At 63.1% G+C, this 13312-nt stretch carries 12 protein-coding genes and 2 pseudogenes; 7 read left to right on the forward strand and 7 right to left on the reverse strand.

All coding sequences use genetic code 11. The annotated features are described in order from the left end of the window. Positions 1–395: 395 nt before the first annotated feature. The 4 genes from ACLARN_RS22970 to ACLARN_RS22985 all read right to left on the reverse strand — a co-directional run bounded on the left by ACLARN_RS22970 (position 396) and on the right by ACLARN_RS22985 (position 4967). Positions 396–1730: a cytochrome P450 gene (locus ACLARN_RS22970; RefSeq protein WP_409493508.1), complete on the reverse strand. Its 1335-nt coding sequence runs from the start codon at positions 1728–1730 to the stop codon at positions 396–398. A 650-nt stretch (positions 1731–2380) separates the two neighbouring features. Beyond that, positions 2381–3148, reverse strand: coding sequence for a glucose 1-dehydrogenase (locus tag ACLARN_RS22975; RefSeq protein WP_409493509.1), 768 nt, complete (start codon positions 3146–3148; stop codon positions 2381–2383). Positions 3149–3541: 393 nt separating this feature from the next. Further along, positions 3542–3823 carry a hypothetical protein gene (locus ACLARN_RS22980; RefSeq protein ID WP_409493510.1) on the reverse strand — a complete coding sequence of 94 codons (282 nt, stop codon included), beginning with the start codon at positions 3821–3823 and terminating at the stop codon, positions 3542–3544. A 124-nt stretch (positions 3824–3947) separates the two neighbouring features. Beyond that, positions 3948–4967: a terpene synthase family protein gene (locus tag ACLARN_RS22985; RefSeq protein WP_409493511.1), complete on the reverse strand. Its 1020-nt coding sequence runs from the start codon at positions 4965–4967 to the stop codon at positions 3948–3950. Between the two features lie 300 nt (positions 4968–5267). Here ACLARN_RS22985 and ACLARN_RS22990 point away from each other — a divergent pair. From ACLARN_RS22990 to ACLARN_RS23005, 4 genes and pseudogenes are all read left to right on the forward strand, one after another. Continuing rightward, positions 5268–6143 (forward strand): annotated as a pseudogene (locus ACLARN_RS22990) (IS701 family transposase); the annotation flags it as partial. A gap of 74 nt (positions 6144–6217) precedes the next feature. Continuing rightward, positions 6218–6382 (forward strand): hypothetical protein, encoded by a 165-nt coding sequence (locus ACLARN_RS22995; protein ID WP_409493512.1) that lies wholly within the window; start codon positions 6218–6220, stop codon positions 6380–6382. Positions 6383–6447: 65 nt separating this feature from the next. Continuing rightward, on the forward strand, positions 6448–6873 hold the full coding sequence (locus ACLARN_RS23000; RefSeq protein ID WP_409493513.1) for an acyl-CoA dehydrogenase family protein: 426 nt from the start codon (positions 6448–6450) through the stop codon (positions 6871–6873). Positions 6874–7165: 292 nt separating this feature from the next. Further along, complete coding sequence (locus tag ACLARN_RS23005) at positions 7166–7369, forward strand: hypothetical protein (RefSeq protein WP_409493514.1); 204 nt, start codon at positions 7166–7168, stop codon at positions 7367–7369. A gap of 110 nt (positions 7370–7479) precedes the next feature. Here ACLARN_RS23005 and ACLARN_RS23010 read toward each other — a convergent pair whose 3' ends face one another. Then, a complete protein-coding gene (locus ACLARN_RS23010; protein ID WP_409493515.1) occupies positions 7480–7830 on the reverse strand; it encodes a hypothetical protein in 351 nt (116 codons plus the stop codon). Between ACLARN_RS23010 and ACLARN_RS23015 the strand changes: the two genes are divergently transcribed. The 3 genes and pseudogenes from ACLARN_RS23015 to fxlM form a co-directional block, all read left to right on the forward strand. Further along, entirely contained in the window at positions 7805–8899 is a 1095-nt protein-coding gene (locus tag ACLARN_RS23015; protein ID WP_409493516.1) for a putative T7SS-secreted protein, read from the forward strand. The two genes, ACLARN_RS23010 and ACLARN_RS23015, sit on opposite strands and share 26 nt — an antisense overlap. Positions 8900–8902: 3 nt before the next feature. After that, positions 8903–9238 carry a hypothetical protein gene (locus ACLARN_RS23020; protein WP_409493517.1) on the forward strand — a complete coding sequence of 112 codons (336 nt, stop codon included), beginning with the start codon at positions 8903–8905 and terminating at the stop codon, positions 9236–9238. A 272-nt stretch (positions 9239–9510) separates the two neighbouring features. Then, positions 9511–10449, forward strand: a pseudogene (fxlM, locus tag ACLARN_RS23025) (methyltransferase, FxLD system); the annotation flags it as partial. On the opposite strand, the gene ACLARN_RS23030 reads toward fxlM, so the two are convergent. Beyond that, the gene (locus ACLARN_RS23030; RefSeq protein ID WP_409493518.1) at positions 10376–10777 is read right to left on the reverse strand and encodes a hypothetical protein; all 402 of its coding nucleotides are present in this window, start codon (positions 10775–10777) and stop codon (positions 10376–10378) included. The pseudogene fxlM and the gene ACLARN_RS23030 sit on opposite strands and share 74 nt — an antisense overlap. Positions 10778–11390: 613 nt before the next feature. Continuing rightward, positions 11391–12770 carry a hypothetical protein gene (locus ACLARN_RS23035; protein ID WP_409493519.1) on the reverse strand — a complete coding sequence of 460 codons (1380 nt, stop codon included), beginning with the start codon at positions 12768–12770 and terminating at the stop codon, positions 11391–11393. Positions 12771–13312 lie beyond the last annotated feature (542 nt).

The raw sequence follows: 13312 nt of genomic DNA on the forward strand, positions 1-13312 counted from the left end.
GCCCGGCCCCGCGGCTCCAACCTCGTGAAACGACCCGAAATCCGCTCATGGACCCGACCCAGCTCAGCCACCACCATGTCCATCACCCGCAACATCATCCACTACCCATGCGAGTGCCGTTGCAGTATTAGGCGGCGACATATCCGGGACGAGACGACGGGAGGTGTCATTGGACGCGGTCTGATCGCATGGTCCAGCTGCGCTGGGCAACCCTGTGCGCCGGCTGGAGTTGACAGCGCTACGCCGAACCCGGTGCAGGCCGACGCGAACACGAGTGCTCGCGTCACGATACGCCGTCTGACCAATATGATCTCTATTGAGCCTATCGATGTAGCAACCAGCTCTACTGAGTGACGACAACAGTCCACTATAGCCACTTACCGTGGCTGCGCCCTCTACCGTGCCTGGACGATCATCGGGAGATGGTTCGGTCGGAGCGCCGCCGCGGGGACTGCGTGAACCGTGGTCTTGGGTGCGAGCGTGAGCCGCCAGTTTCTGACGACAGTGCTAAGCAGGATGCCCATCACAAGGCGCCCGAGGTGTTCCCCAACGCATCGATGGTGGCCGATGCTGAAAGGAAGGAACGTGTTCTTGATCGGCGTGGAGTCCCACCGGTCCGGGTCGTAGGTCATGGGGTCGGCGTAGAGGGCCGGATCGCGGTGAACGGCCAGTGCGCTGAAGAGGACCGTCGCGCGAGCGGGCAACTGGATAGCTCCCACCTGCACGGGACGCAGGGTACGCCGTGTCTGGATCCACGACACGCTGTGCAGGCGTAATCCTTCGTCGATCACTTTCCGCAGGTAGGGAAGGTTGGGAAAGTCCGTCACGGTCGGTGTGCGATCTGCCAATACGGTGATGAGTTCATTATATAGGCGTTCTTGGATATGCGGGGCTTTGGCGAGTTCGTAGAAGATCCACGCCAGGCTGGATCCGGTGCCATTGGGGATTCCCATCAGCAGTGACTTCACCTCGTCACGCATTTCTACCCGGGTGAGGGGTTCTCGGGTTCCGTAGCTTGTCGCTGCCGCGAGCAGTGGGAGGACAGTGGCGGTCCCTGTTGTTGGGTCCTCGTTGGCGTCGATCAACCGATCAGCCAGGTGGTCGAGACGGGCGCAGTGTTCTTCCCAGCGGCGGTTCCAGGGAAGCGGCAGCCTTTTCGCCGAGGGCGGAGTCAGTATTCGTGGGACGACGGCTCTCTGAATCGCGACGATACAGGTGGTGATTTCGTCTGCCAGGCGATTATCCACGTTGGCGCCGAACAGCGCTTTGTATCCCATGGCGGCGCCGTGGTCGCGGAGTTCCTGGTCCATGGCCAGGTTCTGCCCGTCGTGCCAGGACGATGCCATGGCTTGGGCTTCGGGCAGCATGACCTTGACATAGGATGCGAGGCTGTCTTGATGTGCGGTGGGAGCGATCACTCTGCGCTGGTACAGGTGCAGGGGTCCGTGCGTGGTGCCCAGACCGTTGCCCATGGCTGATCGAAGTTCCTCGTACATGCGGCCTTTGCTGAAGGCTTCCGCGTGGGTGACGAACATGTCGTGTAAGAGCATAGGAGAGTTGATCAGGTAGACAGGTTCTCGGCCGATGTAGCACACCACGACGTCGCCGTGGCGACGCAGCGCTTGGAACGCGGCGACGGGATCGCGCAGCAGGTACGCAATGTGGCCGAGCCCTGCGAGACGCCATGGCGCGACAGGCAGGGGGCCGGATGAACCGGTGGTGGCGGCCATGGCCGTCCCTTCGTGATCGGCGAACTGTGGTCGGTCGCTGGGGAACGAGGACGATCGCGTGGCCTACGCGAACAGCACGGCGTGCCCGTCATCGGCAGATCTGGATCATCGAGGCCAGGGAGAAGCCGGCAGATGGATTTACATGGCGCCTCTGAAGTGGTGTTCGGTTTGACTTGGCCGAGGTTGGACCTTCGCGCAGCGGCAGCGACGGGTCTCGTCGGCGGGCTGGCGGAGTTCTAGATCTGTTGGCGTCATCACCTCGACGGCACCAGTTGCGTATCAGGCCGCGCATTCCGTCCAGGCGACCGGGCCGGCCAAGTAGCTGCGAGCGCCGTGAATCCCAGGACGACACCGGGGCGCGCTTGTCGGCGCTCAGGCGATATTTGCCCATTACCCGCGGCACGTTCCTATCGACGAAATGATCCAGCTGGTGGCAGGCGCGCGGCGATCAGGTCGTTGGCGACGAGTACGGCCTCTTGCGGTGGCACGCGCAGGAAGCGAAACCAGGACAAGTACGAGATCGTGGCGCTCGCCCTCGTTCTTGGTTTCTCGCTGGCAGGAACGATGTCATTCGAGAGTCCCGTCCAGTCCATGAACACATCCAATGACCTTGGTGCGGCCGCCGGGCCGGGCTGAGGTGTGGCAGGAGGTCATTGCGCGGTCCATCCACCGTCCACGGCCATGGCGTGTCCGGTGACGAACGAAGACGCGTCCGAGCACAGCCACGCGGCTGCCTCAGCGATCTCTTCAGGGGTGGCGAACCGACCCACCGGTTGCCTCGCCAACAAGTCCTGTTCAGGGACCAGCCCTTTCCGGATGGCTTCGTCGAGCATCGCGGTGCGGACCCCTCCCGGACAGAGGGCATTGATCCTGATCTTCTGGGTGGCGTACTCCAAGGCGGCCTCCTTGGTCAGACCGACCACACCGTGCTTGGCCGCGACGTAAGCCGAGAGCCGCAAGGAAACTCCGACCACGCCGGCAACTGAGGCGGTGTTGACGATCGCGCCCGATCCTTGGGTGAGCATCTGCCGGATCTCGTACTTCAGACACCGCCAGACTCCGGTGAGGTTCACACCAAGCACTTCGTCCCAGTTGTGTTCGGTGGACTCGTGCAGCGGCGCTATCTGTCCATCGATCCCCGCGTTGTTGAACGCGCAATCCAAGCGGCCGAAGTGCTCGAGCGAACACTGGACGACCGCGGCAACGTCGGCGTCGGACCGCACATCGGTCCGTATGAACACAGCCTGGCCACCGCGCGTCTCCACTTCCGCAGCGACGTCGGTGCCGCCGGCGACATCGGTGTCGGCCAAAACCACGCTCGCGCCATGTGCAGCGAACACCGCTGCCGCGGCCGCACCGATTCCCGAAGCAGCACCTGTGATCAGTGCTGTCTTCCCCTGCAGCAGCGAACCGTCCATACCAACGTCCTTTCCCGTGCCCGCAGGTGCGCGGCACCTCGTCCTTCGTGGTCGTCCGGCTGAGACGGAACCGCACCACAGCCATTTCGAGGTCGCCGCCAAGCGCGAGGATGACCCGGTACCGTCCCTAGAGCGGTGCCGCTGCCTGGGGCGTCACCAGCGTGTCGTACACCGGCATCGTCCCCACCGTCAGGACCCGACCGAGAACACTGACTCAAGCGTGCATGGCGCGATCCCAGCCCTCAGTTTTCGAGGCGAACTGCGCCCGGTAGTCCATGCTGCTCCTGCACACCGCCAGTGTAGGCAGCCGGGCGGTCTGTGCGTTCACGAGAAATGCGGCGCACGTGTTGAACGTGTTGAACGTCAGCCGGCCGTCTCCCAACTGGAGCCCTTTCAGGAGATCGTGACCCACACGGTGGCCATGGCAGTACTGAGGAGAGAACACCCGCCCACGATCAGTTGGCGAGGCTCTACGACAACACGGGAGCCCTCGGTGTCAGTGGCGTCGTGCGCGCTGCGGAGCCAGTGAAGACCGCAGGCGGCCGAGAACGGGTCGAGCATGAGGCGCACCGACGGGTTCGTGCTGCTGTGCAGTGTCTGGACCGCGTCCGCGCTCACCCGGAAGGTGCGGCAGACCTGCGGATCCTGGCCGACTTCCTGATCCGCAGGAAGCATTGATCGCCACGTCCTGCCCAGGCGTCGATGAGCGATCGGAAGCCGTTCGACCTCGATGTCTCGCGCCGGGCAGCGGTGATGAGTGGCTCGTGTCCATCGAGAGGCCTGCGCTCATCAACACACCTCAGTACCGTGCCGCCTTGATGTGCCACGCGAGTATGCCGGACAAGTAGTCCCGCGCACCTTCGCCCCAGGCGGCGAGCCCGGCACATTCGGCGTCATTCAGGTTCAGCCGTGCGGCAGCCTCGGGAACTTCCACGTTCAGCGTGTATTCAAACTGACGCAAGCGCGCACCAACAAGATCGTTGGCGATGGTCACAGCCCGCCACAAGGGGACACCCAGGAAATTCTTAACGATCAAGACAAGGTTGGTCGCACATCCTTCGTCGTCAATTTCTCGCTTGTACGAGAAGATATCGTTGCTCAACGCCATGTAGTCCATAAAGGCACCGAGCAGTGTCTGAATTTCCCGACTAGCCCTGATCTTATCGGGAATCATTACGCCAGTAGAAATGTCCACATACAGCGCCGCAGTGTACGCACCGAATGTTTCCCTCCTGAGCTGCACATATTCAACAAGATCAAGTATTCGCCCTGTTGAAAGGTGAATTATTTCTTGGATCGCACTGTCGCAAAATCGGTTTATCCCGTCCTTCCAGTCTCCGCACCATCGTTTTGGTCGCGCGAAGATTAGTCGAGGCCACAAGTCCGCCAACCCTTCCTCTACCGCGTTACTCGGCGAGGGAACGGGCTCATCTGACGCCAGAGGCATGAAATTCGACAGGCGTTGGACATGCTCTCGCGCACCGTCGATATCCCTCGCAACCTTGTACTGAAGCTGAAAATGGTCGTCGAATGCGAAGTACCAGACCATGGCATCGTGGATCAGTGCGGCTTCATGAGACGGCGCGACAGGCCAGCAATATGCAGTCAACTCAGGGGCGGCGATCGCATGGAACATCGACAAGTTGTCCCAGATCATCCAGCTGTCAGGATGCCCGCCACCGCTGAGCATGCCTGTGGCACGGGCCCAGTTTTCGGACCGCTGAAGCAACACGTCCAGATGCGGATTTACCCGCATCTGGAACGGCATGGGAAACTCAGGTTCTTTGAAGACATTTTGATCATCGTGGTTCAGGTTCATTAGATCCTCCACGGTTCTCGACTGTCCCGGAGTTAGGCAATCGTACGCTTCTTCGTCCGAAGCGGCACCGCCCGCCTGAGTCTAGGGACAACTCCTGGGAGACATCGGGTAACTCGGCGACCCTCACCTGTCGACGGTCGTTGTCGTCAAAGACAAACGCCGCTCTACAAGCGCAACCTGCCGCTTAGTCATCAACAAATGGTTACAGCGGAAACATCAGCAGCTACTGGCACGTTCACGAGCTCCCTACTACTCCAGCAGCACTTCGTGATTATGGTTGGGTAGTCTGTCGATCTTGTGTTGACCGATGAGGATCTTGCTGTCTGGATCGCCGGGCTGGATGACCTGTTCGCGCGGGTTGCGGGTCGTTTCGCCCGGGTCGAGCCACGACGCCGTGCCCGCGCGTACGTGCGTGGCCTGTTGGCGCCATTGGCGGGGAAGAACGGCTGGACCTTGGCCGAAGCCGCCGGTGACGCCACCCCTGACGGGATGCAGCGCTTGCTCAACGCTGCCTCCTGGGACGCCGACGGAGTCCGCGATGACGTGCGGGCCTACGCCATGGAACACCTCGGCGAACGCGATGGCGTGCTCGTGGTCGACGAGACCGGATTCCTGAAGAAAGGCACCCGCTCCACTGGCGTACAGCGTCAATATTCGGGTACCGCGGGCCGGATCGAGAACTGTCAGCTCGGTGTGTTTCTTGCTTACACTACAAGCAAAGGACGCACTTTGATCGACCGCGAACTCTACCTGCCGAAGTCCTGGACCGGTGACCGGGAACGATGCCAGGAAGCCCGTGTGCCCGACGAGGTCGAGTTCGCCACCAAGACCATCCTGGCTCAGAACATGCTCGCCCGGGCACTGGACGCCGGTGTCCCCGCGGCCTGGGTGACCGCCGACGAGGCCTACGGCAAGGACTACAAGTTCCGCACCTGGCTGGAAACCAGGCACATCAGCTACGTCGTGGCAGTGGCTCGCAACCAGACCATCCCCGCCACGGCCGGCACGTCACGGGCTGACCTTCTGGCAGCACAGGCACCCGAGGACGCCTGGAAACGCCGCAGTTGCGGCGACGGCGCGAAGGGGCCACGGTTGTTCGACTGGGCGGTTGCCTCGTTACCGGTGTACGAGGACACCACTCCACCAGGCTGCGCACGATGGCTATTGGTGCGCCGGCCCGGGTGGGGGTTCATCGGACGATGGTGGGCAAGTGGCGTGCCCGGTTCGCGGTCGGGCGCCTGGATGCCTTGATGGATGAGGACAGGCCGGGTCGGCCGCCGTCGATCACGGTGGATCAGGTCGAAGAGGTGATCGTGGCGACGCTGGAGGAGACCCCGCGCAACGCCACGCACTGGTTGCGGACGTCGATGGCGGAGAAGTCCGGGTTGAGCAAGTCGACCATCGGGCGGATCTGATTCACGCAGCCCTCGGTCAAAGATCCTTCTCTCGCAAAGAGAATCATCAACCCAGGGCTGCGTCCATGATCAACCGGGGTGCCCGCCGACCATCGAACCGTTTAAATCACAAGCTTAAGCACGGCACCGAAAAGCAGCGGAAGGCGATCCTGCCCAAGACGGCCAGCGGAGAAGCGCGGTTCTCCTTCGCCATCACCGAGCCGGACGCTGGCACCAACACCTTCAAGATCACGACCAGCGCGAAGCGCCGGGAGGATGGCAGCTACAAGCTCAGCGAATCCAAGCACTTCATCACCGGCTTCAAAACATCGCCGCACTGCCTGGTCGTGGCCCGTACGGACGCGTATGACGACTCCGCGCGCACCAAAGGCCTCACCCTGTTCATCATCGACCCCCATTCGCCCGGCATCGAGGCCACCGAGATGGACCTCGGCATCCACCTCCCGGAGAAGAACTACGACGCTCTCCAGCGACACCCGTTATTACAGTGAGTCACCACTCGCGATCGACACCCCGGATCAACCAATCCGAACAATCCTCATATCCCAGGTCGCAGCGACGTCCTGGCCACGACCGCCTTAACTGAGAGTCACGATCCTGTCTCAGTCACCGCCAAATGGTGTTCATCGTACGCAAACGGGCGCACCGTGACCACACGGCATTCGGACAAATGGCTCACCGGGGCTACGCCATCCCCTGGGCCGCCCTGCCTCAACTGCCCCACCCCCGGGCAAAGGACAACCGGTGAGCAGCCAGCCACGCCCAGAGACGGAAGGAACCCTCATGGCACACCACATCCGCAACACCCTCGCCATCACCGCGGCCGCAGCAGCCGCAGCGACCGCCGCGCTCCTACTCGGCGGCACCACCACCGTCCTCGCCACAGATGGCGTCCACGCCACCGTACACGTCAAGACCGAATACGACGCAGTCAAAGAAATGCATGATGGTATCGCCGAACTAATCAAAATAGAAAAAGAACTCTGACGCCCCGACTGCGACGAATACCCCCACTTCCCGATGTGTAGCGCCGTCCACAGCCTGCGGCCCCTGGTATCCATTTCAGACCCGTGAACGGTGACCGTGGCGAGCTTGTCTCAGGGGACAGTCCGCCAGCGGGATTCCAGCTCCCGGGCGACCCACGCCGCAGTGCGCAGGTGATCACGGACATGACTGAGCCCGTACACCTCGAACACGTCCGCCGACAGCTGCAGAACCATGGTGGGTGAGGGAAAGAGCCGGGCCCGGCCCGCAGGTGCGTCATAGCCTTTCCCTAGCCCCTTCGCCGTGTCCCGATACAACACGCGGACGTGCTCGAGCTGCATGGTGCACCGGAGGATCGCGCCGAGCAGCGCGTCCCACAGGTCACCGGACCGATCCGTCGCCTCCAGCAACGCGGCCAGTATGCCGGGCTCGTCGTACGTGTGCCCGGCATCCGGCACGATCACCAGTTCCGACTCCGGCCACGCTTCGTGCAGGTCCCATGACGACCACCAGACCGAAGTCCCGCGCTGGCTGCAAGCCGACGACTCACTCGACAACGCCGCACAAGCCCTGACCGCCTACGCCGACACGCTGGCGTGGGCGCAGGGGCAGGCCGCGGAAGCGATCACCCAATGGCAGCAAGGCGATACCGCGACCCAGCAGGCCACACAGGCACACGACCAGGCGGTAGTCGAGGCGCGGACACGAACACAGGCCAACGCCGAGCGAGGCGACCCCACCGTCGTCCAGCCGTCGGCGTTCACCGACCCCGGCGAAGCACTGCGGCAGACAGCACGCGACATCCTGAACCGCGCACACCAGCAACTGACCGGAGCAGGCGACCGCTGCGCGGACGCCCTGCGGGTCGAGTCGACCCTGGCCCCGCAAGACTCCCGCAAGCAAGCCGACGCCAACTTCTACGGCGGCATCTGGGACTCGATCTCCGGCGCCGATGAAGCACTCTGGGGCGCGGTCTCAGACCCAGGCGGAACGGTGGCGGCAATGGCACACAACGTCATGCACCCCGTCGAGACCTTCAAAGCCATCACCGCCTGGGACGACTGGGCCAACGGCCACGGCGACCGCGCCCTCGGCAAAATCACCGGCGGCATGCTCCTGGGCCTCGGGTCAGGAAAACTCCTCAAAGACCTACTCGGCCGGACACATCACGACACCGACGCACCGGCCGAACACCGCCCCGGCACCCCTGCCAGCACACCCGAAGCCCGCATTGAGCGGGTGCAACAGGCTGTCACCGACGACCATGGCAATCTGCTCGGTGTCGAGGACAGCAAAGGGGTCCGCATGGTCAACGAGGCACAGCTGAGCCAAGTCCGGCAACACTTCCACGACAACCTCGGCGAACCAACGAAGGTCATCCAGACACCGAAAGGCACAGTCGAATACTGGAAGATCAGTGACGACCCGAAGCAGACAGTCTCATTCCGCACATACAGCGACTCAGAGGGAAATACGATCCACGTTAACGATGTATCCGGTGTTGATATGAAGAGATTCCACGTGGGCGGCTGATCAATGAACACTGAATCCGAGAAATACCGCGAAGACCTGGACTACTTCACCGACTACGCTCGGGACGACTGGGTTCCCATTCACAACGTGTTCGTGTCCGCGAGTAACATCCTCGGCGCTGGCGCCAGCCTGCACCAGATCACCGAGGCCGCCGGGACCATGCTGGAGGCCTTGTTCGCACGCAACGTTCGCGTCGGAGACCTCACCGCCACTGAGCCCGGCTTTCAGACCTGGCCCGGCGCACCCCGCGAGTGGCTGGAGCGAATCCGCAAAGACGTCGAACAACGCGGCGACATTCCCGACCCAGGCGAACTCGGATGGCTGCACATCCCGGCATAGCCGCCACATCCGCGCACACAGCCGATGTCGGTCGACAGCATGACGACGGACAGTTTTCGGGACGGGGTCTGTCAACCAACGGCTCTGGCGCACTTTTGGTGTTTTCGGCCCGACACGCCGGGGTGAGATCCGGCGGGATGGGCACGGAGTGTAATGAATGTTGATGCTATGACGGTGCGGGCATCGAGGAAGAAGGCCGCGGCGCCGGCTGGTGAGCAGGAGCGGCTGGTGGCGGCGATGGTCGCTCAGGCGCAAGAGTCACCTACAACGTCGCCAACTCGGTCGCGATCAAACGCGACCCGGACGGCGTGATCATCTCCTCCACCAGCGCGGCCTACATCCAGGCCCGGATGATCGAGCAGGCCGGGCTCGGTCCGGGCATGAGCGTGCTGGAGATCGGGTCCGGCGGCTTCAACGCCGCCTTGCTGGCCGAGATCGTCGGTCCGGACGGTCGGGTGGTCAGCGTGGACATCGACTCGGAGGTGACCGACCGCGCCCGTGACCTGCTGGAGCAGACCGGATACGGCGACCGGGTCGACGTGGTGCTCGCCGACGCCGAGAACCCGCTGCCGGGGCTGGACGAACCGGTCGACGCGATCCTGGTGACGGTCGGGGCCTGGGACCTGGCACCGGCGTGGCTGGAGCACCTGTCCGAGGGCGGCACGATCGTCGTTCCGTTGCGGATGAACGGAATCACCCGTGTCATCGGCTTCCGCCGCGAGGGCGACCACCTGGAGAGCACCTCGTCCGAGGTGGCCGGGTTCGTCCCGATGCAAGGCGAAGGCGCCCGCGACGAACGGGTCTTCCTGCTGCCCGACCGCAACGGGCACCACGTCAAGCTGCGCTTCGAGGGCGACGTGCCGCCTGAGGTGAACCTGCTGGACGGAGTGCTGGCGACCGAGCGCACCGAAGCCTGGTCCGGCGTCACGATCAAGCACGGCGTGTCCTTCGCCGACCTGCACCTGTGGCTCGCCGTATCCCTGCCCGGCTTCTGCAAGCTGGCCGTGGACGAGGGCACCGACCTGGCCGCCGAACGCAAGGGCTTGGTTCCCCTTCGGCGTGGTGCACGGCGACTCGTTCGCCTACCTGTCCGTCCGGCCCCTTCCCGAAGGCGGCGGAGCGGAGTTCGGCGCGCGCCTACGGAGTACACGGCGACGCCGCCGCCACCGCGATGGTCGACCAGGTCCAGGCCTGGGACCGCCAATCGGTGATCCACAGGTCGTCGAACCACGAGGGACAGCACGCGGCCATGGTGAGGATCGCCTTGCGCAGCAAAGGTTGCGCGGCCTTCAGCCGCTTGTGATAGCCGGACTGGCCCAGCATCGCGGGAAACATCGCGCGCCACCCGGGATCGGCGTGGATGTGCCGGATCCAGCGTCGCTCACTGCCGTAACGCTGCAGCACCTGCGCCACAGCCATCGTGATCAGCTCACTGTCAGTCACCTCCGGACGCCGCCCCCGGCCAGCGCGGGGTGGCACGACATGGTCATCGACCAGCACGTACAGTGCGGTCAGGAGGGTGTCCAACTCATTCGTCACAGTTTGATCTTGGACACCCTCCTCCCATGCCCACACAGCAGCCCCTTCACACAACCTTCACGGAATCACTCATCTAGTGCCCTGCCGTGGCGGCCTCGGCGACCACCGCCAGCTTGACGACCTTGTGGTAGTCGTCGGCAAGCAGGTCGCGGCACTGCTCGCGCCAGGCAACGGGATTCGGCTGACTACGGCCTCACGCTGCCGATAGCCTGGCGTGAAAGGAAAAGGCCACCGTGACGGCGGCGCGGGAGCCGGGCCTCCAGCCCCGCCCGCCGCTAGCGAGTCTTGTCGCTGGAGCTGGCTGAGGCCGGACGTTCCGGGCGAATCTCGTCGACGGGACGGGTCGCAGACACCATCACGGACTCGATTTCCCCATACCGGCGTGGCAACGGCTCCTACCTCCTGCACAACACCTGTTCGATCGTGATCACTACTTAAGGGCACAATGACACACTCGCACGAATACCGGTACTTCGTGGCCTCCGACCGCCCCTTGTGCCTGCCGGGCAATCTCGCGGACACTTCAGCCGCCCAGATGAGGATGACATGACCTCCGTAACGCCAGAGTGAGCGATTCATGCGTTGGCCGCAGCGTTACATCGGCGGCCAACGTTCAGATAATCGCGGCCAGGAAAGGCACCTCAACTTTTACGGTCCTCGTACCTTCCGACAGAACCTTGAGTTGACCATTATGCATCTCCTCGGCAACACAAGGCCGAGACGTCTCACAATAACTGTCGAGTGATTGGTATTCTTCCAAGACATAGGCCACTTCCAGCGTGGCCGGTTTATTGTGCGCGATAGTCACGCTTCGACTCAAGTTGCCGCATATCACATCAGAGTAATGCAAATTTTGAGGCCGAACGACACGACAGTCGGCCGTGTGCGCTTTGTCATCCTGCCATATCACCAGCGCAGCACTCAACACCTTTGGACCAAGCTCGGACCATTCACCCTGCGAATATTCAATTCTTGCGGTAATAACCCCAGCCTCGTAGAAGTCGACTCCACCTTCTGGGAAACTATAGGTAACGGGCGTTCGATCGCTGTTGTACTTCGTCCACACGGAGTTCATGAGCAAAGACTGTGTCGCGACGAGCTTGTTCTCCGAGAAAATCAGGTTTGCCGGCATGCCTTTGACGTTGCGATGTGTCCATGTCAAGTTGGCGCCGGATTCGAAGAGTTCTTTGGCGGTGCCGGGCGGGTCGGCGATCCAGTCGCGGGGTCGGGCGAGGAAGAAGTTCCAGATGATCTTGCCGACGTTGTAGATCGCGAGCCCCACCGCGATCACGGCACCCGCGGGCGGGAACACCAGGCCGATGGCGGTGGCCGCGACACCGATCACCGCGACCACCCCCTGCTCGATGTTCCCGCTCGCAACGGCATCGGCCAACGCGAAAAGATCACCCAGTGGCGGTGTGCGGTTGAGCGCAAGGTACAGCGCGCCCTTGGCGAATTCCACTGCCGTAGACTGGGACAGCACCAGTCCGGCCGGGACACTGACACTGGAAGCCATATCGGCGAACTCACCGGCCTTGTTCACCAGGTTCCGCACCGCCGGGTTGGGACTGGCATTCATGATCTTGGTCAAGAACGTGGCGAGCGAGTCGGCGGTCCACGGTGCGGCGCGACCCTCAGGTGGGGCCACAGACTTCGCCAGCTCGGCCAGGTCCTGGGCTTCCTTCTCCAGATGAGGCTGAAGCTGGTTGATCTGCGGCTCGCTCATCGCGCAGAGCCGGTGATCGAGTTTCCCTTTCTCACACTCGGATTCCGCGACGAACCGCAACTCCTCCGGGGTGGCGTCCTCCGCACCGGGTAGCACATTCTCCAACGGCGGAGGCGGTTCCTCATTCGCCCTCAACAACGCCCTCTGGGCTGCGCTGTGCCCTCCTGCCACAGCGGGCGCCATGACCTCAGACCTTGCCGGCCCGGCAACAGCCGGCGCACCGACGGCTGACGACAGCCCCACAACCGCCACCACCCCCACGACCACGCACTGCCACCCTCGGCTCCGCACCGCCACGACGTCCTCCAACTACTGGGAAACCCATGAGTCCTCGGCATGTCTCCGCCACGACAACAGTGCGCCGCAGCGGCAAGGCACGGCATGCGAAGAAAGAATCCGGCCAACCCGATCCAGCCGGCAATGCACCCGCCCTTCGACCCTAAGCACTCGTTTCCACATTGTCGATCAACCGGCACCCATCGAGTGACCCCACTGATTGAGGTTCCCTCACTCCCGACCACCGATTCCCCGAGTGTCAATGGCCAGTTTGTTCTCCCCGTAGGCGGCCAGGTGGATCTCCCCAACGACGGCCAGATAAGTCCCTGAGCTGCCTCGCGTCTTCCGGACAGTCGCTTAGTGGTTTCTCATGCTGCAAGTCCTCGGCCAGCGCCTCGGCCGCGGTCCGCAACTGCTCCGCGCTTCCGTGGTCGATCAGGATCCTGACCCCCTACCGGAACGAGTACAAACCGGACCCAGGAGCTCACGCCTGCAGACTCGGGATCTCCGTAGGAGGAACGGCCGCACCCTGG

It is taken from the genome of Amycolatopsis sp. cmx-11-12 (genome assembly GCF_046269425.1).
Taxonomy (GTDB): domain Bacteria; phylum Actinomycetota; class Actinomycetes; order Mycobacteriales; family Pseudonocardiaceae; genus Amycolatopsis.